Annotated in this window: 17 protein-coding genes and 1 tRNA gene; 4 read left to right on the forward strand and 14 right to left on the reverse strand. The window is 47.1% G+C overall.

The annotated features are described in order from the left end of the window. Window positions 1–83: 83 nt before the first annotated feature. The 11 genes from V0288_RS04725 to V0288_RS04775 all read right to left on the reverse strand — a co-directional run bounded on the left by V0288_RS04725 (window position 84) and on the right by V0288_RS04775 (window position 16019). Window positions 84–1676 (reverse strand): hypothetical protein, encoded by a 1593-nt coding sequence (locus V0288_RS04725; RefSeq protein ID WP_332863877.1) that lies wholly within the window; start codon window positions 1674–1676, stop codon window positions 84–86. A 13-nt stretch (window positions 1677–1689) separates the two neighbouring features. Then, window positions 1690–4131 (reverse strand): peptidoglycan-binding domain-containing protein, encoded by a 2442-nt coding sequence (locus tag V0288_RS04730; protein ID WP_332863878.1) that lies wholly within the window; start codon window positions 4129–4131, stop codon window positions 1690–1692. Between the two features lie 7 nt (window positions 4132–4138). After that, complete coding sequence (locus V0288_RS04735) at window positions 4139–5038, reverse strand: hypothetical protein (protein ID WP_332863879.1); 900 nt, start codon at window positions 5036–5038, stop codon at window positions 4139–4141. Window positions 5039–5040: 2 nt separating this feature from the next. After that, window positions 5041–5904: a hypothetical protein gene (locus V0288_RS04740; RefSeq protein WP_332863880.1), complete on the reverse strand. Its 864-nt coding sequence runs from the start codon at window positions 5902–5904 to the stop codon at window positions 5041–5043. Continuing rightward, window positions 5897–6604 (reverse strand): hypothetical protein, encoded by a 708-nt coding sequence (locus V0288_RS04745; protein ID WP_332863881.1) that lies wholly within the window; start codon window positions 6602–6604, stop codon window positions 5897–5899. Before V0288_RS04745 ends, V0288_RS04740 begins: the two co-directional genes overlap by 8 nt. Window positions 6605–6777: 173 nt before the next feature. After that, complete coding sequence (locus V0288_RS04750) at window positions 6778–7977, reverse strand: coiled-coil domain-containing protein (protein WP_332863882.1); 1200 nt, start codon at window positions 7975–7977, stop codon at window positions 6778–6780. Between the two features lie 22 nt (window positions 7978–7999). Beyond that, the gene (locus V0288_RS04755) at window positions 8000–9409 is read right to left on the reverse strand and encodes a hypothetical protein (protein ID WP_332863883.1); all 1410 of its coding nucleotides are present in this window, start codon (window positions 9407–9409) and stop codon (window positions 8000–8002) included. 230 nt (window positions 9410–9639) lie between these two features. Next, window positions 9640–10677 (reverse strand): hypothetical protein, encoded by a 1038-nt coding sequence (locus V0288_RS04760; protein WP_332863884.1) that lies wholly within the window; start codon window positions 10675–10677, stop codon window positions 9640–9642. 68 nt (window positions 10678–10745) lie between these two features. After that, window positions 10746–13997 (reverse strand): hypothetical protein, encoded by a 3252-nt coding sequence (locus tag V0288_RS04765; protein ID WP_332863885.1) that lies wholly within the window; start codon window positions 13995–13997, stop codon window positions 10746–10748. A gap of 10 nt (window positions 13998–14007) precedes the next feature. Continuing rightward, entirely contained in the window at window positions 14008–15501 is a 1494-nt protein-coding gene (locus V0288_RS04770) for an FtsZ/tubulin family protein (protein ID WP_332863886.1), read from the reverse strand. Window positions 15502–15524: 23 nt separating this feature from the next. Further along, window positions 15525–16019 carry a hypothetical protein gene (locus tag V0288_RS04775; protein WP_332863887.1) on the reverse strand — a complete coding sequence of 165 codons (495 nt, stop codon included), beginning with the start codon at window positions 16017–16019 and terminating at the stop codon, window positions 15525–15527. Window positions 16020–16755: 736 nt separating this feature from the next. Between V0288_RS04775 and V0288_RS04780 the strand changes: the two genes are divergently transcribed. The 3 genes from V0288_RS04780 (at window position 16756) to V0288_RS04790 (ending at window position 19178) form a co-directional block, all read left to right on the forward strand. Beyond that, window positions 16756–17985, forward strand: a complete 1230-nt coding sequence (locus tag V0288_RS04780) for a hypothetical protein (protein ID WP_332863888.1) — start codon at window positions 16756–16758, stop codon at window positions 17983–17985. A 118-nt stretch (window positions 17986–18103) separates the two neighbouring features. Then, the gene (locus V0288_RS04785; RefSeq protein ID WP_422661898.1) at window positions 18104–19054 is read left to right on the forward strand and encodes an undecaprenyl-diphosphate phosphatase; all 951 of its coding nucleotides are present in this window, start codon (window positions 18104–18106) and stop codon (window positions 19052–19054) included. A gap of 50 nt (window positions 19055–19104) precedes the next feature. Continuing rightward, window positions 19105–19178 (forward strand) — tRNA-Met (locus V0288_RS04790). 37 nt (window positions 19179–19215) lie between these two features. Here the strand turns inward: V0288_RS04790 and V0288_RS04795 are convergent. The 3 genes from V0288_RS04795 to V0288_RS04805 all read right to left on the reverse strand — a co-directional run bounded on the left by V0288_RS04795 (window position 19216) and on the right by V0288_RS04805 (window position 21106). After that, window positions 19216–19989 (reverse strand): PD-(D/E)XK nuclease family protein, encoded by a 774-nt coding sequence (locus tag V0288_RS04795; protein ID WP_332863890.1) that lies wholly within the window; start codon window positions 19987–19989, stop codon window positions 19216–19218. A 15-nt stretch (window positions 19990–20004) separates the two neighbouring features. Then, window positions 20005–20853: a methyltransferase domain-containing protein gene (locus tag V0288_RS04800; protein ID WP_332863891.1), complete on the reverse strand. Its 849-nt coding sequence runs from the start codon at window positions 20851–20853 to the stop codon at window positions 20005–20007. Between the two features lie 121 nt (window positions 20854–20974). After that, a complete protein-coding gene (locus V0288_RS04805; protein WP_332863892.1) occupies window positions 20975–21106 on the reverse strand; it encodes a hypothetical protein in 132 nt (43 codons plus the stop codon). A 459-nt stretch (window positions 21107–21565) separates the two neighbouring features. Between V0288_RS04805 and V0288_RS04810 the strand changes: the two genes are divergently transcribed. After that, the gene (locus tag V0288_RS04810; protein ID WP_332863893.1) at window positions 21566–22210 is read left to right on the forward strand and encodes a hypothetical protein; all 645 of its coding nucleotides are present in this window, start codon (window positions 21566–21568) and stop codon (window positions 22208–22210) included. The last annotated feature ends 651 nt before the right edge of the window (window positions 22211–22861 follow it).

The following is a 22861-nucleotide window of genomic DNA, read 5'->3' on the forward strand; positions in this document are numbered from 1 at the left end:
TAGCTTACAGGATGTCGAGCTTTGTCGTTTATTTTAGCACGATTATCCCGGAAAACCTCAGATAGTTCGACTTTTTTAAAATCTCAAGTTCTCGTTAACTTATCCAATAAAAGGGAAATATCGTGTTTCAATCCATCTAGAGCGAGAGCGATCGAACTGAAGAAACGGGAGCTTTTTTTTAGCTCGATGAATGGGAATTTCACTCGGCGGTAAATATACGCGGGGACTTCTCCCCGACTGAATTGATAAAATAGGGCGGCTAGATCATAAGATTTAATCCGGGCGAACAGACGGGCTAGGGATTCATAGCGCGCTCTCTCTCGCTTCGATAAGGGCTGTTCCGTACTAGAGTCGAGAATTTTTTTTCGCAATCGATCGAGCGGGTAGTTTTCGCTAGATTTGCCGTCATCTAATCGCGCTAATAGTTCGCTCAAATAGTAGTCGGCGGAATCATAAAAGCAATCTACCCAAAAGCTCTTCGATCGAGTTAGTAACCACTGCTTTTCTTGAAAAAATATAGGTATATTTTTGTATTTTTCTGAAATTAAAAGCGCATCAATTATATCATCAAATCGATTGTCTATAAAATTTATTTCTGTTGAACTTGAAGATTTACAAGCCTCGATTAATTGATTTTGTAGAGAAATTCCCGCTCGCCATAACCGTTTATTCCCTCGTTTCCTTCGGAGCCAATCCAGCCAGGTAAAGATTTCGGGAACGGGTTTTAAGATCGCGAGTAAAGCGCGATATCTTGCCGAGGTTAGATTGTACCCTTTGAGCGCGGTCTTGTCGATGATGCTTTGCCAATCCCAATGATAACTATCGCTCGCGGATAAATAAGTCACCAATTTTTGCAAGTTACGATCGACATCTTTATTTCTCGCTAATTCTAGTAAGCACCGTTTTATCTGGCTAGGGTTGGAGAGGGATTCGGAGACATTCGAGAAGGAGCGGGAAAAGCGATCGAGTTTCACGGTCAATCGCTCTCGCCCGTTAACTTTCGAGTGAATCAGCGAGAATTGTTCGGGGCATTCTAGTTGAGAGACTTGAAAAGCCCAGTGAAGCGGGAGCGAGTATTTCTGCCGTAACAGTAGGGCTAAAGTGTGAAATTCCCGACAATCTGGAAAATTTACATTTTCGAGATTTTGCTGAATGGAAATTTCCTGTAAATAATTATCGACCGAATCTGTACAATATTCTTGAATATAATTATTACGATCTAAGCTGACAAAAGAATCATTTTTAAAAGCATTTTTATAGTACGATGAAGGTTGTAATTGAAAACAGGGAGACTTTCGATCGAGCCACCACGCGAGTAGGGTTCCGATCCCGTCTACACCCTCATCGTCCGCGGGTTTTTCTAGCCAGAAATAGCGGTAGCCGATCAGGGGTCGATCGCTATCGTCTATTAAACCGGTCGCGACGGCTAAAACCGCGTATTTTCCCATCTCTCTAGCCATCAGGGCGATTTCTCCCGCGGGGGGAGGATAACTATCATTAATCCGAAAAGCGTTATTGTACACGGCATTAACGATCTCGTGGGGAACCTCGCGGTTTTCGTGACCGATCTCTCGATCGAATCCCGTGCTAACATAGCGATCGTGTCGTCGAGACCATCGGGGTTCTAGTAGTTTTCGCGAGAATTCATAAATCTCGCATTGTGTTCGTGTTTTCATCGATCGATTTCTATTATTTGAATATTTTTGCTAGGCAGTCAGAGTAAGTTTGAGAGTTAGGGATTTTACACTGTTTAAGTTTGTCGAAACGGGTTTTGAATTGTGAATAATTTTCGCTTTCTTGCAAAATTTTCTGAACGTTTTTTGCCACTTCGGAAATTTGCCGAGCCTGTATCATTCTAGCAAGCTCTGGCCAGGTATCGTTTCCTAAGTTTCCTCCCACGGATTCTATCCCGTATTTTTTTTGAAATTCCTGAATCGCTGTCGAGGTCGATTGATCCCAAACGGGGGTGATGTCACCGGTATACAATCCTAGGGATTTTAAAAAGCTTTTCGCGAGGGCGATCTCCGGACTTTTCAGGGGGGGATCTGCCGTTACCTCGTTCGCGGGATAGGTTCGATCGAGTTGAGGTTTTACCGGGGGAGTCAGTTGTTGGAGGAAATTGTATAAAGAGGATTTCACGATCTGATCTCTTTGCTTAATGTCCGCGATCTGTTTCTGGAAATTCGCTAAATTTTGAATATTCTTAGCTTGTAGATCTTTCCTTCGATCGCCCGATTCTAAAAGATTCAAATATAGAGATAATTCTCGAACGGGATCGGGGGGAATAATTTCAGATTGATTCTCAGAAAGGGGGGAATAGAGAACTCGATCGATCGGTCGTAACCAAGCTTCTAATACCATACCTAGCGCGGTAGCCCCGATTCCGAATACTATACCCGCGGTTACTAGATTCGGGATAACGACAGGTTTATGTGGTTGACCGGCTTCGGGAGGATTAACCTGTTTTTCGAGCGGGATAATTTCGGGTAAATTGGTGCAGTTTTTCCAGACAGTTTCGGGAACTTTTCCCGTACCGAGTTGGTAGAAAAACGCCGCGATAGGATAGGCTTTATTTTTTTCCAGAATCCGCGCGATCCGATCGTAGGAATCTAAACTATCCGGGGGAGGATTTGTTTTTTCTTTCCGATGCTTTAAATCGTCCAGAACCTTTTCGATAAATTCGTCACTTTCTTGAGAACTTAAGGGTTCTTGGTTCAGGTAGGCTTTATTCAATTTCTTGAAAAGCTCGTTCGCGTAGGTTTCTAGAGACTCTTTCCAGATATCTGAATAGTCCAGCAGTAGCCAAGTGATAATTTCTGAGTCTTCGCTAGAATTTCTCGATCGCAGTAGGAGGAATAAACTCGCGATAATTTTCTGGAGTCTATTCTTAATTTGAGCGTAAGCTAATTGATTTTCACGGCAGGCTTGGATTAGCTCGTGTTGTCGATCGAGAGCGACTTTCCCTTCTCGATTAATCGGCAATACCGGTTGACTCGATCGGCGAAATCTCGAAAGATAGGAAAAAAGACTTTTCTCGTTTCGCGATACGGTTTCTCCTGAAAATTTTAAGCCGTCAATCCAATCCGAGATAGTCAGCTTTAAATCGGTATGCTGTAGTTGGGGATGTAACAATAAAATTAAGGATTTATATTTAGACTCGATACTTTTGGACTCGATCGGTGAGTGTGAATCGGGTAAACCGCTTAACCAAGTGGCATCAATGAGCGTATACCAATCCCATCGAGTGCTGTCCGTGAGTTGGAGTTCTTGAACTAAAGTAGAGAAGTTTTCTGGAATATTCTTATCTTCTGATACTTCTTTGAACGCTTTTTTTAAGGCTTGTATCGATTTTACCTGAACGGGGGAATTATCCGAAAAATCTCGCAAGATACTCGTAGTAACTAAACCAGATTTAATTTTATTAGCGTCTAAGTTTTTCTGACAGTATTCTTCATTGGCACAGGCGATGAGCGTGAATCGATCGGGATTTTCTAAAACGGTAGCGTTCCACGCCCAGGCGATCGGTCGAGCGTGTTTTTGGTTTAAATACCAAGAAAAAAAATGTAAGTGCCAATGAGTAAAAATATTTTTTCCGTAAAAAATATAAGGTGTATTTTGTATACTTGAGGCAAGGTTTTCAAATTGTAAATTTCTCTGAAGATCATAGGAGGCGTAGATCTTGGTAGAATAAAAATCTTGTTGATAATGTTGTCTTTGAATACTCTCGATCTCTTGGAAAGATTTTAGCCCGAAGCGGGGGCGATCGTTTCTTGTCCACCAGATTAATAGAGTTCCTACCGCGTCAATTTCACCATCCGCGGGTTTTTCCAGCCAAAAATAACGATAGCCCACGAGAGGACGTTCGCTATCATCTATCAAAGGAGAAGCCACGGCTAAAACGGCATACTGTTCTATTTCCCTAGCGATTAACGCGATTTCTCCTTCCGCCGGGGGATAACTATCATTAATCCGAAACCAGTGGTTATTAACCGCGTTTTCAATGCAGGAAGGAACTTGGGCGGTTCTCAATCCGATTTCTTTATCAAAACCGGTAGATACCCATTGTTCTCCGTCTTGTTTCGGTTCGAGTAACTTTCGAGAAAACTCTTTGACCGTTAAATGTTCGCTCATTAATTTTTTACTCCTCCACGTCTCTTAGTTTAGGATGATCGATGCCCGTGTGCAACCAATAAATCGGGGCGACTAAACCCAAGGGTCTCCATACTCTAGCTTCCTCGATCACTCCAGAAGTAACCCCATTTTCGCGGCTGATTACTTGAACGTTCGCTTTCGGGGGAGTATCGGGGGTTATCCCCGGTTTCATTCCGAAAGCCGAGCAGAAAAAATAGTTGACGGGGCAAGGCCATTCTTTTCCCCAACCTTCTATCAATTGATAGGTTTTCTTGAATTTAAGCTTCATAAATTTATGAATATTGTGACGATGAATCCAAATTTGAGATTGTTCGGCTTTGTTAAAAACGACCGCGACCCGGTAGTCAGATAAAGATTTTTTTTTGTTTTTTAAACGCCATTTTAATTGATTTTTTAGAGTTTCTAGTCCTCGGGCGTATTGATCATCTTCCGTGAAAAAAGTGCCATCCAGCAAAATTAATAACCCGAGAGCATCCGCGCATTCTTCTAGATAAAGTTCTGTCTCGGCTGTTTTCCCCTTCCGAAGTTTGTCAAATAATTCTCCAGCAAAATCTTTACAAGTGACGTGAATCCATTGCCCTCCTCCCCCGAAAGTAGGTTTCATCTTAATCGAGATGTTGTAAGAGGGAAGATTGTCCGGATCGTCATCTAGATAGGTCGCTCTAAGCATGGCGTTACTTTCTAAAATATCTTTCGCCATCCCGACAAGTTTAGCCGTATCATCGTCTAAATGAATGACCTTTTCGATCGGACTATCGGACTTCGCGTTCGGCCAATAGGCTAACGCGGATAGATAGGTGGTTTTGCCCGATCGCCTCGGCCCGATAATCCGGAATTCGGTAGGATTCGCGTCGGAAGGGTTTTCTTTTTGCCAGAAATTCCACATGATCACTCTTCGAGTCGAATGCCGGTCGCTAACCAGTATAGCGGAGGAATCAATCCGTAGGGATACCATCGATCGGAATCTCGTAAATAGGCATTCCGATCTTCCGGGGAACCGTCGTCGGGTAGGTAACAGTTGGGACGGGGATCGAACTCTCGATCCCGACGATCTCCCAAAACCCCGAACGCGGAACAGGCAAAGAATTGTAATCGGGAGGGAGAAAAGGTTTTCGTGAGTAATTTATAGGTTTCGGGCAATCGCACTTCAAATAGGTCTTCGTCGGGATCGAGACGACAGGGCCAGAGTTCCCCGCGCTCGCATTTAGCCATAACGACCGCGATCCGCAGGTTTTTTAACTCCGTCTCCCGGAATTCTCGCTCGCGAATTTCTTGACAAAGCTTGGTAAACGCGGGTTGATATAGAGAGGTATCGCGTTCGGGTTCCCAATCGGTCATCATCACCATCCAGCTCGTGGTCGTAAATAGATCATCGATCCAAGGTTGGATTTTTTTCCACTTGTGGGAGATCGGAATATCTTCAAAAAATTCTCCTGGAAAGTCCCTAGCCGTTACCTCTAGGTTGAGGCTCGATCGATGTTTATTTTCCGGTATTTTTAGCAAAAAATCATAATAGCGTAAGTTGTGTAATTGTTCGGAATTGAAAAGGTCTCCCGCTAATTTTTTTTGATTACAGAGGATATTTAAGGCTAGTTCTCGCAATTTTTCGGCTTCATCGTTGCGGGCGATCACCTCTAAACCGGGATATTTGCGGTTCAATCCTTGGGGACAAGCGGCTAGGGTGGCGAGATAGGTGGTTTTCCCGGAACTTCTCGCCCCGATCACGCGAATTTCGGTAGACGCTTTAGGCATTGGCTAAATAGGCTCCTAAATAGATCCAAGGTAATTCTAGTAGAGTGGGACGGTGAATGGTAGTGACAAAAAATTTCGGGCTGAGATAGGGGGGATGAGAGTTGTGGTCTCGGATAATGTCTTCGGCTAGGAAAAAGTAGGTCTCTCGGATATGTCGATCGTGTTCGGCCCAACGGAAGGAGCGATCGGGATCGTATTGCCATCTATTCTCTTCGTCGTCTAGATTATAAAATAGATCGGCTTTATGAATCGAGATCAAAATGTGTTGTACTCGGGGACAATGCTCGCGTAGTAAGGCTAATCGTTCGCTGATTTCCGCTTTCCAAGTATCGGGATCGAGAAATTCAGCGGTATCATCCTGGTTATCTAAATCTTGAGAGCGAGTTTGATAACGATAGGGAGGTAATAACAACAAAACCGCTTGACTTTGACCGAGAGATCGAAGTAAATCTTTATAGACATCCGGCTGACTCTCGCGCCATTCGGTCTTAGACCAAGCTTCACCTGGAGTATCGATCCAGCGAACTTTAACCTCGCGTTCCCGACCGGAAGGAAGGTTAATTCTCAGCAGGAGAGATTCTTCTTCTTTGCGATCGGTTCCCGCGGGTTTCTCGATCTTCAGCAATTGGGCAATTTTACTTTCCGGGTTAGAAGGAATGACCTTAACATTATTCGTCCCTTTCGCTAGGGTGACAACCATACTGGTTTTTCCAACACTTCGATTCCCAATAATAATTACACTCATACGTGAATGATTAGCTAAACGTTTCGAGATTTTGGAAGATAGAAACTTGAAAAGGATTAGAGATCAGCGGAAAGAGACCTTTCGATCGAGAGCGATCATGAACCGATATCATCAATATACACGTTGAATTAAAACTGCAAAATACCGGGTTCGTATAACTGCCAACTTTTTCCACCCGTTATCGGATAAACAATCGCAGGTTTTAGAAGCTTAAAATTTCCAGAGGAGTGGGTTCCAGAGGGGTCAGGAGTATAGTTCCGACATTCAAATAACACTTCAACCGTTTTATAGTTGTTTTGAGTGATTCTAAAATGTTGGCTAGGTACGAGATAATTTTCGTTCCCATCGATATAAATCCCGTAGTGACCTCGACGGCTAGTTTCCAGAATAATCGGTTGTCTACTTCCCAATCGGCGATTATTAAGACTCTCTTCAGTGGGAGAGACTTCGGTAAGAGATAAAGAAGTAGACTGACGATTATAAGTATCGACCCATTGAGAATTGGAAAAAGTCGAAACCGATCGCGCGGGGCGGGGGCTTACTGGCTCTGAATAATATGACCGAGGAGCTATTCTAGGTTGTTCCCTTTCTTCTTTTCTCTGAGGGGGGGAATACTTCTTAGATTTTGAATCGATCGGTTTCTCGCGTAAACTTTCATCTTTCATCGATTTTTCTAATTGAGAAACTCGTTGGATAGTAGTTTTGAGAGTTTCTTCCAAACTATCTAGCTGTTGACTTTGGGCGGTAAACTCGTCCCGCGTGACTAAATCAGCGGGGATATTCTGCAACTTATCGTAAGCTAATTCCGCGACCCGCGCGTTGAGTTGTTCGTTTTGTTTTTTCGTCTCGGCTAACTCGGATTGAAGGCGATCGATTTCTTGTCGGGCTTGCTGAATTCGCGCTCGCGATTCGGCCGCGGGATAACTCGGATCGAAATTGAGAATCCCTTTCGTGTCTAATCTCCACTCTTTCCCGTCGGGCATTATCGTTACCTCGGCGGGCTGGAGTAAAATAAAATCCCCGTGTTCCGAAAGTTGGTATTCCTGACAGTCGAAGAGAGATCTCACGGTTTCTAGATTAAATTGATTGATCCGTATCCCGTGTTTGGGTAACAACCAGTAAGTATCGTCCTCTACTAGCACTATCCAATAGTTCCCATTTTTCTGTTCGGTCAGCATCGGGATCTTACTATCGCTACTCAGCCGAGAAGGATCGACCGCGACCTTGACCACTTTATTCGTCAAAATCTTGGGAACAGAATTATAAATTTCGATAATTTCCGCTACGGCAAAATCGAGTTTAATCATCGGTTTGATTTCTTTATTCACTCCTGTCGATCGAGTTTACTCGCTAAAACTGTAAAATGCCCGGTTCGTATAACTGCCAACTTTTCCCACCCGTTATCGGATAAGCGACCGCGGGTTTGAGAAGCCGAAAATTTCCAGGGGAGTCGGGAGTATAGTTCCGACATTCAAATAACGCTTCAACCGTTTTATAGTTGTGTTGATTGATTCTAAAATGTTGGCTAGGTACGAGATAATGTTCGTTCCCATCGATATAAATCCCGTAGTGACCTCGACGGCTAGTTTCCAGAATAATCGGTTGGCTACTTCCCAACCGACGATTATTTAGACTCTCTTCAGTGGGAGAGACTTCGGTAAGAGATAAAGAAGGAGACTGACGATTATAAGTATCGACCCATTGAGGATTGGAAAAAGTAGGGACCGATCGCGCGGGCGGGGTACTTACTGGCTCTGGATAAGATGACCAAGGTGATATTCTAGCTTGTTCTTTTTCTTCTTCTATCTGAGGGGGTTGGTAATTCCTCGATTGGGATTTCGTCGTTTTTTGAGTCCGATTTTCTAAGTCCGTAACTTTTGACTCGATCGACTCGATCGATCGCTTTATTTTTTGAAGTTTTTGAGAAAATTCTTGATCAAGCTCATTATAAATTTCATTATAAAGGTGATTATAGCTTTGAATATCGAGCCGAATATCCTTCGGTACATCCGCTTGAATTTCTGTATTTTCTACTCCCGGAGTTTCAGATTGTTGGTTTTGATTTTTCCCAAAAAGCGGTATATTTAGTTGGGGAAAAATTGTTTTTATATCGGGTTTATTCCTGATATTTTTCGATCTGGAAGCTTTCGGAGAGCGACGATCGATCCCTTTGAGGCTTCTCAAAAAAGAGATACCGCTCACCAAGAAAGCTAATACGGCAATTCCAACAGCGATCGTTTTTTCTTTTTCTAATTGTGCCACTCGATTGGCAATTCCGATCGCCTTCGCTTTTTCTGTTTCTAATTCCAGTTCTAATTGTGTCGCTCGATCGGATAGTTCTTGTAAGTTTGGAGCGGAGGCGTTCGGGTTAACATTTGATTTAATAATTTGAAGTTTTTCTTCTAAATTCTTTTGCTTGGCTTGAAAAAAATCATCGATCGCTTTGTAGGTTTTTGGGCCATACGTGCCATATTCTTGTTGCGATGGAAAAAAGCCTAACTGCTCTAATTTTTTTTGAAGGTTTTCGATCGAGGTTTCCGTAAAATCATTTTTTAAAGGATCGATGACTTTTTGCGAGATTTCCGTTAAGGTTGTTTCGATCTCGTTCAATGCCTCTTCAACGGTTTCTTTCTGGTTTCCCCTCGATAATTGTTGTTCCCGAAAGTTTTTAACTTCCGTCTTAAAAGCTTCTAGTGTTTTATCCAGATTAGCACTGGTGAGCGTTTCTCGACTGTTTTTATTACCAATCGCATTTTTCAACTGCCCTAAAAACTTGTTCTGTTCGGAGATAAAGTCGTTAAGAGCTTTATCGATTTTCGAGTTATCTTGAGAGGAACGATCGATTTTCGCCGTGGAACTATCGGGATTAGATTTACCGCTTGAAAAAAGCCCCGGTTTGCATCCCGTTAACGCGGTAGAAACTAGGAGTAAAGATAGGGACAATTTAATATAGCTGATTTTTTTCATAGGGAGTCACCGATTCCGATACACTAAAATTGCAGGATGCCGCGTTCCTCTAACTGCCAGGTTTCCCCTCCGGGCAAAGGGGAGACTCTAGCCGGTTTTACGAGTTGAAAATTGCTATCTAGCTTGAAATTAATACACTCGAATAGATCTTCAACCGTTTTGTAGTTATGCTGGTTCAGTCTTAGATTGTTACTCGGTACTAAATATTCATAGCCATTTTCCTTGACAATCCAATAATTTCCTCTCCGTTTTCTTTCAAAAATCACGCTTGAGTTACTCCCGATTCTTAGGTTGTTAAGGCTTTCTTCGGTTGCGTTGACTTCTTCTACATATTGTTGTGAAAATGAGCTTAGATCTCGATTATATCTTTTGACCAAGCGAGATTCTTCTAAACCAATATAGCCACGGTTTTCCATCGATGAAAAGTTCTCGATCTCGATCGTGGAACCAACACTTTGATAAGTATCGGTGGAGCCTTGAGAGAGATCTCTGGCACTTTTTGAGTTATTAATACTATTGTTGAGTTCTATATTGTATTTTAGTTCTTCTAGTCGATCTTGCATTTCATTCAATTGATTTTGAGTAATAGAAAGATTGTCGGTAAGTTTTTTCCATTGATTTTCTATCTGAGATTGCTCGTGATGGATCTGGGCAACTTGTCTCTGAATATTGATCAAGCCATTTTCTCGCTCTGAAATAAAACAATTCACCTGTTCTTGGAGCGAATCTAGGCGAAAAGAGAGCGATTGATCTGTTGGTTCAGATTTTTCTAATCTATCTAGTCTTTCGTTATAAACCTGTAATCGATCCTGTAAGGGAGTGAACAGTTCAATCTTTATTTTTTCTAAAAATTCATTACTTGTATCTTGAGTGATAGTGCTATCGTATTTTTCTTGTTTTTTCTTGAGAAAATTATTTTCTTGCCATAGCTTTCTCGCCCAAGTAACTAATTCTGAATTTATGAATTGCGAATCGCCGTTTACATTCAGGGGATAGCTACAGGTAAAACAAGTTTCTTGTCCCTCGTTAGATTCAGAATCACAAATTGGACAATTAAACATAATCGTTACCCTCTTCGGTTTCCATAGGGGGAGTAGGAAATAGTCCTATCTCCCCGAGCTTCTCGTTTTTATTTGCCGGCCCACTCCTTCCCTAAGACTCGCAGAAGAGCTTTTAATCCCAAGATAAAGGGCGGCTCGATGCGGATGTTTTCGGAATCCCCCCGGATCTGAATTAGATTGGTTCTCAGTTCTTTTTGAACCTCGCGCCACAAGCGATCTTTGTAGCTAGACTCTAGCTCGCCATTTTTGAAAGCGGGTAGGGGTTTCAATCCCTGAATGTCTAACTCCTTGACCGCGCTGTTAAACTCGTTCAGGAATTGAGGGATCTCGGTTAACCGAGGGATGTCGAAACCCTTGATATCGCCTTCCAATTCCAAATAGTCTTTCCACTCGATCGGTTGACCGTTAACCACGCAATCCTCCCCCGCGATAACCGGTTCGGGTTTCTTGCTGGTTAGCCCTCCCAGGGGAGTTCGGTCTAGTACCAGTCCACAGGCTACCTCATCTTTGGGACGTTCACTTATGTAGCTGATCTCGTTGGTGTCCGGGAAGCCGGAAGCTTCACTCATCATCCGACTGAATAACTCGTTAACCTCGGCGTGACGATCGAACCGCCCCCCGACCGCCAGCCAGTTCAACAACCGCGAACCGTTCCCACCGATGTAAACGGGGGTGATTTCGTTGCGGCTGTACTTCTCCCGAGCGTAGAGAACCTGTAACAGGATTCCCACGTAATAGTATAGTCCCGCCGTGCCGATCGCCATCAGTCGGAGTAGTCCCTGAAACTCCGGATCTTCTTCGAGAAAGTCTCTTTTCTTGAGCCAGTTCTCGCTTTCGAGACGGAGTAGGACATCGAGTTTGGCGTGGAAGTTACCCTCCTTTAACCCCTGCCATTCTTTGGCATCTATCTCGAACTTTTCGACTAAAAATCGGGGATTCAGTTCCAGGAATTGGGAAAAAAGATGTCTTCCCGCTAACTGTACGGAACATTGATGCACCAGTTGAAAGCGATCGTTTCCGTCTTCCCAGATCGAGATATCCGAGGTTCCTCCCCCCATATCGATACAGGTGGTATTAACGAGATTCAATCCCTCCCGATCCGCGAAATACTGGGCGGTAGCTAGACTTTCCGTGCGGAAATAATTTAAATTATCCTGTTCCGGGCTAATTTGAGTCACGCCGGTCTTCGTTTGTAACTCCGCGGTTAAATCTTTCCAGTTGCGCGCGTAGCGGGTTTTGTCCGCGCGCGAGAAAGCGGAAGGATAGGAGAGAGACCATTGAATTTGTTGGATACCGTTTTTCGCCGCCAGGGCCGTGATGTGAAGGGCTAAGTGTTTGAGGAAAAGCCGATTGAGCGTGATGTTCGTCCATTTGAGATCGGTCTCGATCCAGCCCTCTAGAGGGTTAAATCTCGCGCGATCCGGGATATAAATCCGACCGTCATAAATCGGACGTTCCTTCGTTACATTATTCGACTTACGGGTGGTCAGTACACTACTGAGCGGTAAGGGCTTTTCCGGGGGGATAAAGTTTTCCGGGACAAAATACTCGAACAGCGCGGGTAGTCGAGTGTCCGCCTGCACTTCCGTCACTTTCAGGTGAAGACTTTCCAAGGGGAGAGGTCCGATATCCCCCTTGCGGTTGATATAAACATTGGTAAAGGAGGTTCCGAAATCTACCCCGACTTTCCACGAACTTTCCGGGAAGACGGTCGCGGGAGTTTTGAGCAGGATTAAACCGAGGGAATTTCTCGATCGATCCTGACAGGCGATGAACGGGGGAAAGTTTTCCAGCCGCGTGAGTTGATAGGAACCTTTGCCCTCTTGGAAAATATGCGGTTCTTTCGCTTCGGGTAGGCTGATCTGAAAGGTTTTATCCGCGGGATTCGCCGAAGCGAGAACATCGAGATCGTAGTAAAAAGCGTAATACTCTTTCCAGCTTTCCGTCCGGAAGTTCGGCCAGATCTCTAGCACGGGAACTTGGGTTAAAGCGTTTTCCTCTTTGATGGGATAGTCTTTAAAGATGCGGAAGTTCTCGGGATTTCTCTCGTCATTTTTTATGCCCGATAAAGGCAGGTCTAGGGAGACTCGCAGTACCGGCCCGTCTTTCCCGTTGAGGGGAGTGAACTGTAGCCGTCGCATTAAATCTTCCGGGGTAAAATAATCCAGCAGGATCGGATTGATGGGAAGTAGCGGCGTGAGTTCCTGTCCTTTAAAAATGAGCAGATGGGTGTTGTCGGGGAGAAAAGCCCCTGGAAGAGCATCGTCTTGATCGATAAAGTAGAATTCCGGGGTGAATAAATCCTCGGACTGAATCCATCGGATCTCTTTCCAGAGAATTTTTTTGTCCAGGAGATCCCGAATATCGAGAGAGGCGAGGGTTTGATCTTGATAGATCCAGATATCTTGGGGCGATCGATCCCACGAGCGGGCGATCTCGGGGTCGATGATCAGTAAGTCGGGAACCCGTCCTTTCTTGCTCTCGCTGGCGATCAGACGAACGGAGGACTCTTTCGGTTCGGCCTTAACGGGACGATTCAGGGCGTTTAAAACTCCCCGATTGAGCGGAACGCCGAAAAACTGGGGATTCGAGCTTAAACTCAGCGTTTGTCCGGGATAAGATCCCAAGCTATCGCGAAATTCCTGTAACAATCCCCGCATCCTATCTTGAGCGTTCTTTTGTCCCGAATAGCCATTCAATTCGTTATTGAGATTTTCCAGCCAACGCCAGAGGAGCGCTTTTTCACTGGCGTTGAGATAACTGTGCGGGGCCTCTAAACCGCGGGTCGTCCGATTCCACCACGGGAGGGTTTCCCACCATCCCTCCTCGGAAGGAACGACGATCGTGCTGGGAGAGGACATTCCCACCGGTTTCCCGTCCCATAAAAAGACGTAGATATCTTGCCAGGGATTCTTGCCTTCTAGAAAATAGAGGGCCTGACTCGGCGGGTTCGGTAAAAGTTCGTAGAGGGAACGGGCGAACGGATCTCGGTGGCGGAGTTCGCCGAGTTCTAGCAGTTGCGCCGCGAGCGGAAAGCGCCGGACTTCCGCCAGGGCGATCGCCGCTAACATTCCCTGCCACTGCTCGATCATCTGCCGGTGGATGGGATAGGCTTTGTTATGCAGGGCCATTTCCATCGAGAGAGGACGCGCCCAGATGGTCGGTACGGAACTGACGCTTTTTACCTGTCCGGGAGATTTGTAATCGAGGCTGGAAGCCACGTCGTCAAAGGTTTTAAACGCTTGGGCATCCCATTTGCCCGCTTTATCGGAGGGACGGACATCGCTATCGGATTTTAATTTGGGGAGTAATAAAAACATACGCTAACGACTATTGCTTGCAAAAGGTGTATAACGTTCTGGCCAATCCCGCGATTCCCGGTTCCGTAGATTTGTCGGGTTTGTAGTTTTGTAGATTTTGCTTGAGCGAGGCGATCGTGTCTCTCGCTTTGGTTCGACTATCGAGAGGATTATCCAGTACCAGTTCGGCTAACTGTTCCAGCCGCACTTTGTTTTCCGGATCGCCCATCGCCTGGGTGTTGAATAGCTGGATCTGTTCTCCCTCGATCTGGTGCAAACGATATAACCAAATCAGATAATCCTGACACCAAGCGCTAATACTCTTCAGCGCGTCCTGTTGTTCGGGCGCGCTCAACCGACTTACCCCGTCGCCCCGTCCCTCGGCGGGAAAGAAGGGTCGTAACCAGGGGGCGAGAACCAGTCGGGAATCTTTTCTTTTGAGAACATCATCGAGTTCCGGCGCGAACTCGGAAAGCCAACTATAGGCGAATCGCGTCCCGTTGGCGAGCGCGGGCTTGATTTCGTTGCGATCGGGTAGATCCGCCCAGGTCAGCCGACCGATCTGTTCGCGGCCGATCAGGACGACTTTTTCTTCTAACTCGGCACTATTGAGGAAAAAATGCCGGGCGGCTAGAGCGGCGTAGAGTTCGAGAAAATGGGGATCGTTGCGCTGGCTATTTTTGCCGATACTGAAGGGAACCTTGGAGAAGTTTTCGTTGCCGAGCAGGAAAACGGTGTCGAAGGTCTCCCGCGCCTGGGTCACGTAATAGCGCAAGGCCGCTTCGGTGTTCAGTAAAAATTGCTCGCTCCGGGCGAAAATCCCGTCTGGATCTTCCCCCGGCGGCGGCGTGAAGCCGAAGTAGGGCAGGAGGAACAGACAACCGACCCGGACGCGATCTTTGACCCCGATATTTTTGAGTTTATTGGCCAGGAGACGGGCGATCGTCGGTAGTCCCGACGCTCCGGTTCCCCCGAACATCGAGCCACAGAGAAACACTTTCGGGGCTTTTCCCCCGCCCACATCTCCCTGGATCTGTTTGATCAGTCCCCCCCAGGGTTCTCGGTCTAATTTTTCGAGATCGACCTGGCTCATCACCGCCGCGCCGATCGCCGGACGACCGCGAAATCCTACGTCCAGGGCGACTTTCTGTTCGTCCCCGGTATAGAGAACATCGAAAAGGTGTCCGAGTTCCGGTTGATTTTGCTTGATCGTGTTGTAGTTAAAAAAGGCTTGCAGTTCTTTACTGGAACTCACGCCGTCGAACGGCGACCAGAGATCGAAGGACTCGAGCTTGGTTTTCATCCAGGGACAGCCCTGGCTATCCGGAACGGCGATTAACTCGTGACATTCTTTGTAAGTATTCAGCCCGCTCCTCGATCGATCGAGATTCCCGTTCGTTTCATCCGCGTCGATAAACAACACTTTCAGGGGGTGATCGGGCAGTAATCCCACCGAGGCCAGTTTCGTCAAGGCCTCGATACATTTCGCCCCCGTTCCCCCGATACCGATCACGTACATGGACATAATTGATTACACTCCCGCTCTCTCTAAAAGAATCGATCGATCAGATCCCGCAGTGGATGGGCGAACGGCGGGGTATAGATCAATAACCCCGGCGTACTGCTGGCCGTTGGCAACCAAAATAGGATCAGGATATCCAGGACGAAAAATAAAGCCAGGGATAAACGTAGCCCCGCTATCGGGTTAAAAAAGCCGATGGCGGGCCCGATACTGAGAACGGGAAATAATCCCAGAATCCACCACGCCAAACTCCAACCTCTCAGTTCATCCGGTCGATGGGCTTTCGATTTCGCCGCCATCGCGCACCAGAAAATCGTGCAGATTACCGATACCCCGAAAACCACCCCCGCCGCCACCATATAACTGCCGTTCGCCCAACTCTCCAACGCCGCCAACGGGTCCGCGAGATCGGGATCTTTTCCCATCCAGCCCTGTTTATAGATGAAGGGTTGAACGAGAAACATCAGGAGCGCTCCCACTAGGCTGATTACGATAACGCGAATGATTTCACCTGTTTTCATATTTATCTGAATTTTCTCTCTTACGTTCTAGGATACCTAGAAATCTTCGATAGGGTTACTGGATTTTGCGGATAATGGGATAAGGTTAGGGGATCGATTACTAGAATGATAATACTGATAGCCGCTCGTGACCGCCAGATATTAATTTTTTTAAACTTTCACTTTTTCGCTTTTTCGCCCGCGCCTAGGGTATCGCTCGCGGTACGCGTCCTCTAACAACACCCCGAAACTAGAAACAGAAACTACCGGTTCACCGGGGTTTTTCCCGGTCGGTTTTACTCTCGTCACCACGATTATCGTCGTGATAGGATTTTGACCGACAGCCGTTGCCGTTGATAGACGCGGGTTCGAGAACGGGTCGAGCGATGGTTCGTCAATCCCTTCGATGGCAAGAGATAAACGGGGTGATCGCCCGCGGCTTTAATCTACTTGACAGGCCGAGAAATTTTCAATCCCTACTCCCGATTCGATATACCCGGCGCACCGCGAGTGATTGTTAAATGAAGCTTAAATCTTTCCTCTCACGCCAACTTCACCCGATACGCCCTAGTATAGAAGAAATCAGATCCGTAAGTCACGAGGAGATCGAATGGTTCGCGCCCGATCGCTAGTCCTAACAATTGTCATCTCTTTAGGAATTGTATCCTGTAATACCGTCCAGAAGGATTTTTCATGCCTACCCCCCTCTCCAGAGCGATCGGCAACTCCGTCAAATTCCCTCGCGGTCTCGATTCAAGTGGATGGGTCTAGTTCGATGCTGGGCTACGTGAGCGACGCGAATAGTCGCTACGTGCAAACCCTAAAACTTCTCGATGAAACCCTATCTTTAGCCGGGAAAACTCCCGTTCAATACTATCGCTCGGGTTCCCCGATCGCCCGTGGCGATTTTAGAAAAGCCCAACTCCCCGCATTTTATAACGGGACTAATTTTCCCGATGTATCGGTTCCCATTCAAAACTTAGTCAGCCCCCCGAGCGATCGAGATTCTTTGCTGGTGATCGTTACCGATCTCGATCAAGCCTCGGGAGATGTAACGCTTCTCACGAGAAAAATTAAAGAAACGTATTTAAATTCCCAAAATCCAGAATTCGCGATCGGTATTTTGGCGATCAAGAGTGAGTTCGCGGGAACCGTTTACGTGCAAGGACAACAAAACCTAAAAACTTTTCCGTTTCCTAATGAAGAATCGAACGAAGAGTTTCGCCCTTTTTACGTGATCTTTCTCGGTCGTCCTCAGGATATAATTACAACGATTCAAGATTTAAAGAAACGAGAAAAAGATTTATTTGAAAACAGTGAAATTGCCATATTTAGCCGAAATAATCTCGTTCAAAATACCGCCCTTTTAGATAGAGTTGTTAAAGAAGAGCCAGCGAAAGAAAAAGCGATCTCGGGAAAAATGTTTTTTTCTTTCAACGGTGCCGAAGTTCAAGCGAAAGATGAGAGGAGTCAATTCTGGAAAATTCCTTCTACGGAAAAAGTCACTATTCAAGATAGTGTTCCCGTAGAGATGTCAGAAAATACCGTGCCGATCGATGTGAATTCGATCGATCTCGTCAAAACCATCGAGGTTCCCAACAAATTCACCAAAACTTTTGAAGACTCGACAAAAGTTTATAAAGATGATTCCGCTCTGCGGCGGGCGATCGAGATCGCCGGATGGAATCTCGATACCGAGAGCCAAAACAACCCCCGCGAGTTAAATTTCGAGACCACGATCCGACCCGATAAATTTCCCGAACCGGGCATCTATCTCTTCTCGATCGATATCGTGGCCCGCGATCTACAGGAACAACCGTGGTGGCAAGAGTGGAACTGGAAAGTCGGCAGAGACCCGGAAAACGACGGCTCGAAAACGAATAATCTCCTCCCCTTTCTCCGGGGACTCAAAAAGATCACGACCGACCTCATGGCCGATAATCCCCCGAAAATCGGTCGTTTCTGTTACGCGATCGAGAAAAACTAGCGAGATTCCCCCGTCGATCGAACCGACGAGATCCCCCCACCCGCCGCGCCGAACGGGAAACGCCCGAAAATAGTGATAGATTGAATGGAAAATTATCGATTTCAATCTATCCAAGCGAATGAGCGAACGAATGAAAAAAAGCGCGCGCCTCGGGGGATTGGCGGTAGCGACGGGAATTCTCGCCCTTTCCCCGCTCGCGCTCGCCGCAACGGACACGGCAACAACGGACCCGATCGCCCGAATTAACTGGTTTCAAGCGATCGTTCTGGGACTCGTGCAGGGGGTGACGGAATTTCTGCCGATCAGTAGTACCGCCCACCTGAAAGCGGTTCCCGTCTTTCTCGGGTGGGGAGATCCCGGGGTCGCCTTTACCGCGGTGATCCAGTTGGGAAGTATCGCGGCCGTATTGTCCTATTTCTGGAAAGATCTTTATGAGATCGGCGCGGGAACGATCGAGGGCATCCGTACCTCCAACTATCGATCGCTCCCGTTCCGTTTAGGAGTGGGGATCATGCTCGGCACGCTCCCGATCGTCTTTTTCGGGTTGTTAATGAAAAAATTCATCCCCGATCTCGATAATTCCCCCCTCCGCAGTATGACAGCCATCGCCTGCGCCTCGATCGTCATGTCCCTACTTCTCGGCCTTTCCGAACGGATCGGGCTACATAAACGGAATTTCGAGACCCTAAAGCAAAAAGACGGGATTTTAATGGGATTAGCCCAATCTCTCGCCCTGATCCCCGGCGTATCCCGATCGGGTTCCACCCTGACCGCGGGGTTATTCATGGGCTTGGAACGGGAGACCGCGGCGCGATTTTCCTTCCTTTTGGGCATTCCCGCGATCACCCTCGCCGGATTGGTGGAGTTAAAGGGCGTTCTCGACCAGATTCAGGGTAACGCGCTCATCCCTCTAGCGATCGGCGTGATTTCCTCCGCGGTCTTTTCCTATCTCTCGATCGCCTGGCTTCTCGATTACCTGAAAAAACAAAGCACCTGGGTTTTCGTCTGGTATCGTCTCCTCTTCGGTATCGCCATTCTCATCGGTGTGGCGATGGGTCGCTTCTCGTGAAAAAAATAGTTGCTATTTATCTAAAGTTAGGGTTATACTAGATAAAGCGACGCGGGATAGAGCAGTCTGGTAGCTCGTCGGGCTCATAACCCGAAGGTCAGTGGTTCAAATCCGCTTCCCGCCATTGAAGGACACGATACTCGATCGTGTCCTTTGTTTTTTTAAGCGAAAGGATCGATTTCCCCGATCGAGTCGATTCCCTCGATCGAGTTCCCGGCTCGCGGTAGAATCCCGATCGATTTCCCGTAGGGGCAGTTCGTCTCGCAATCGCCACGGTGGGGGAAAGGAATCCCCTTTTCATAATCGTCTAACCACCGATCGAGATCGTCCAGTAACCGGGTTAAGTCCTGTCGGGTTCGTTCGTGAAGTTCTCGACTATAGGCAAACGTGAGGCTTTCCGGTTCGCGGGGGAGTCGCACGAACCAATAGGTCATCGAGAGGCGATCGGGGGAATAGGAAGAGGTTTCCGCGAGGACGTAGAGATAGAGACGGGTTTGCCAATTTCTCGCCAGCTTATCGGGTTTTTCCGGTTTTAAATAGGTTTTCCAGTCGAAGATCGTCGCCCGATCGCTCTCGAAACGGAGCAGATCGTAGATTACCGTCAGTAAATAATTTCCCACCGATAGCGTCCGGCAATGTTCCGCGGATCGATCGATCTCCCCCCGTCCGTGTAAAATCTCCGGGGCCGCTTCTAATAGCGCGTTCAGCGAGTGCTGTAGTTGCGGATCTTCCCGTAATAACCCGTCGATGGGTAATCCCAGTTCGCGCTGTTGCAGGAGTCGGTGAAATTGACTCCCCCACTCCTGTTTTTCCCAGTTTTCCAGATCGGGAGGGGTGGCGAGTCGATCGAGGTAAATCCGTTGAAAACGCGGGGGACAGGTTTCTAATAAGTTTAAATGTCCCTGGGAGAGACGGACGAGGGTTGTCTTATTCATTTCCCCGATCATGGTTTATTTCCCCGCTCGTAGTAAACCGAAGCGAATCAATCCCGATTCGTAGCCTTTTCGCATCAATCCGAGAGATAACGCCGATTCGATCGTACTCCACCCGCTCCGTAACAAGCCGGCGATCGCCCTTCCATCGAACGCGGACTCGATCACCACGTCCCAGAAAGGCGCGACCGACAGCGACCAATCATCGGATTGTAAATCCTTAAAGCCGATCTCGCGAGCGATCGACTCGTATTCGGGCAGGGAAATCACGTAAGGTAAACAATAGACCCGATAGATCTCGTTTAATAGCTGTATCTCCCGTTCCGTTAACGCGCCCGCGAGAGAGGTCGTGGGACGGTGGCACCAAGTCGCCATCAAAAACGTTCCCCCCGGTTTCAACACCCGATAACACTCCCGCAAAAATTTCACTTTATCCGGCATATGTTCGCCACTTTCCAGCGACCAAACCAGATCGAAAGTATTGTCGGAAAAGGGGGTTTCTAGGGCGTTGGCGACTTGAAAGGTAACTTTTTCTTCTACATGAAACTCGCGCGCCCTTTCCGTCGCTCTAGCGGCTTGAACCGGAGAAAGGGTGATCCCGGTGGCGTTGGCGTGGAATTTTTCGGCGAGATAGAGGGTGCTTCCCCCGATACCACAACCGACATCGAGGAGAGCGCTAACGGTTTCCACTTTGCCCCAGCGTAATAATTCCTCGATGAGATCGATCTGGGCCTGACGGCGATCGAGTTTAATCGTCCCACCCCGGCCGTAATAACCGTGGTGCATATGTTCCCCCCAGATACTCTCCCAGAGTCCGCTAGAGGAATCGTAAAATCGGGCGATACGTTGATAGAGATCGGCGGTCATAGGTTTCGAGGCAGGATTCTAGTTACGGTAAGGTGAGGGAGGTGGGGGAGAAAATATCTGTTAGCACTTTCTCTACAATGTAGTTAATTTATGACTTCTATCTCCCCATCTCCCCCAATCCCTAATTTACTACTCTCCTGCCTCCTGACTCCTGACTCCTGCCTCCTGCCTCCTGCCTCCTGTCTCCTGCCTCCGAAAATAAAAAAACCCCGGATAAATCCCGAGGTCGCGCCAAGTATGTAGGAGAACTCAAGTCAAATCTGTCGAGATAGAGAGCGGCGACCCCCCGATCGCCTTTCCTTGAGGATTTAGGCTATTAAACCTAAGTTTTAAACATATCTAGCGGTACGGATCGAGAGAGGTCTTTCGGCTAGACGGTTTTTATAACCAGTTCTTTATGTAAATAAATATAACAAGATTTTTTACAAATTGTAAATAACTCTTGACAAACAAAATCTTATATATAGCCATAAGCCACGCTAATCGATCGCCCGACCCCGATCGACTCCCGGCGCGGTCGATCCCGAGATCGCCCGCGAGGCCTAAAAAATCGGTTATCGAGAAATAAATGGGTTTTTAGAGACTTATTAGGGAATTATCGGTGATTATCGCTTTTTAGCTTCGATCTCTTGTATTCCGCCCCGCCCGGAAACTAGAATTTCGATCGGGGCATCTAGAATGAATACGAAGGAAGTCATCCTCTAGATAGAATATGTCAATCATATCGAGAAAAATTCGCTCGATCGCCTCTTCCATGTTCAAGTCCATCACCGCCTTAACCCTTTTCGCGAGTGTCGCGGTCGTCGATGTCGCCCGCGCCGGAACGACCGCTATCAATCTTCCCGTCGCGGTACAACGGGGAGAATCCTATCAGGGATTGCTCGCGAGAGCCTCGAAACTAGCGGGAGAGACAATCGGACAACGGTTCCAGCAAAATACCGCCATCGATCGGGTCAATGTACTCGTCACCGCTGAAAATCAAGGAGAGATCGCGCCCCTTCTCTCGGTGAATGTCTCCCGGCAAGATTGGAACGGGAATCCCAACGTTCAACGCTGGGCGAGGGTGTTTCCTTTCGGGAAAGATCTTCTGGGTTTCGGGGGTTCCAGTTCCTCTCCGAGTAGCCCCCCGCCTCCCCCGTCCGCCACGACCGGCGCGGCCGCCTCTCCCCCGTCCCCTCCCGCGAAGACCCCTCCCGGAAATACTCCTCCCGCGAAGACCCCTCCCGGAGATACTCCTCCCGACGCTACGAACGCCCCGATAATTCCTCCCTTCCCGAACGACACGCTCACCGAACCGTCCCCCCCGCGGCCCTTACCGGATCAACGTTTGAACCCGCGAACGGATACCGTACCGTAAAAAACAAGGTAAAGCTCTGGAAGCGAACCGATTTTCTTTCCCGTTTCCCGGACACCCGCTCGCTCGGGTGTCGTTTTTTTTCCGCGCCACCGTTCCCGACGCTCGCGAAACTTTAATTTCTCTGAAAACAATCGCGAGATCGATCGTCGAAAACCGATTCTATAGAGATAAAACTATCGACACCGAGCGCTCTATCGACTCACAACCCGATCGCTCGTCCCGAAAGATATCGGGATTCACCGAACCGGAAACATAACAAAACATAACAATATATAAAATTTTTCTAATTCCCCGATATTCTCTCGGTTTCTCGGGGATAGTCGTCTACCGGGCCGGGAGAGGCCAACGGATCTCCCGATCGCTCCCTAACGCTCCCGAACGCTGTCTTTTCCCGATCGGGAACGGGCGGGAAATCCCCGGTAGAGAAGGTTTCGCCGTGTTGTCGGAAAAGTTTTAAATATTAATTTTTTTTTGTGATTTTTTAAAAAAATACATTTTTAATGATAAAGCGTAAGATTGTATCCCAAAAAAAATTTCCATTCTAACCGATGATCGCCGCAAACTCTTATAAAAGCGATACAAACATGATAAGTTTTCAGGTAAACACAATGCGATATTTCTTTAGCGTAGATACTATTGACATTCTTTTTC

This window comes from Pannus brasiliensis CCIBt3594 (assembly GCF_036688125.1).
In the GTDB taxonomy this organism is placed as follows: domain Bacteria; phylum Cyanobacteriota; class Cyanobacteriia; order Cyanobacteriales; family Microcystaceae; genus Pannus; species Pannus brasiliensis.

Coding starts and splice junctions, on each gene's coding strand:
- V0288_RS04770 (WP_332863886.1), bottom strand. CDS start 15,501: ATGTCCATGTACGTGATCGGTATCGGGGGAACGGGGGCGAAATGTATC.
- V0288_RS04775 (WP_332863887.1), bottom strand. CDS start 16,019: ATGAAAACAGGTGAAATCATTCGCGTTATCGTAATCAGCCTAGTGGGA.
- V0288_RS04765 (WP_332863885.1), bottom strand. CDS start 13,997: ATGTTTTTATTACTCCCCAAATTAAAATCCGATAGCGATGTCCGTCCC.
- V0288_RS04730 (WP_332863878.1), bottom strand. CDS start 4,131: ATGAGCGAACATTTAACGGTCAAAGAGTTTTCTCGAAAGTTACTCGAA.
- V0288_RS04785 (WP_422661898.1), top strand. CDS start 18,104: ATGAGCGAACGAATGAAAAAAAGCGCGCGCCTCGGGGGATTGGCGGTA.
- V0288_RS04760 (WP_332863884.1), bottom strand. CDS start 10,677: ATGTTTAATTGTCCAATTTGTGATTCTGAATCTAACGAGGGACAAGAA.
- V0288_RS04725 (WP_332863877.1), bottom strand. CDS start 1,676: ATGAAAACACGAACACAATGCGAGATTTATGAATTCTCGCGAAAACTA.
- V0288_RS04800 (WP_332863891.1), bottom strand. CDS start 20,853: ATGACCGCCGATCTCTATCAACGTATCGCCCGATTTTACGATTCCTCT.
- V0288_RS04745 (WP_332863881.1), bottom strand. CDS start 6,604: ATGGTTGTCACCCTAGCGAAAGGGACGAATAATGTTAAGGTCATTCCT.
- V0288_RS04740 (WP_332863880.1), bottom strand. CDS start 5,904: ATGCCTAAAGCGTCTACCGAAATTCGCGTGATCGGGGCGAGAAGTTCC.
- V0288_RS04735 (WP_332863879.1), bottom strand. CDS start 5,038: ATGTGGAATTTCTGGCAAAAAGAAAACCCTTCCGACGCGAATCCTACC.
- V0288_RS04810 (WP_332863893.1), top strand. CDS start 21,566: ATGTCAATCATATCGAGAAAAATTCGCTCGATCGCCTCTTCCATGTTC.
- V0288_RS04795 (WP_332863890.1), bottom strand. CDS start 19,989: ATGAATAAGACAACCCTCGTCCGTCTCTCCCAGGGACATTTAAACTTA.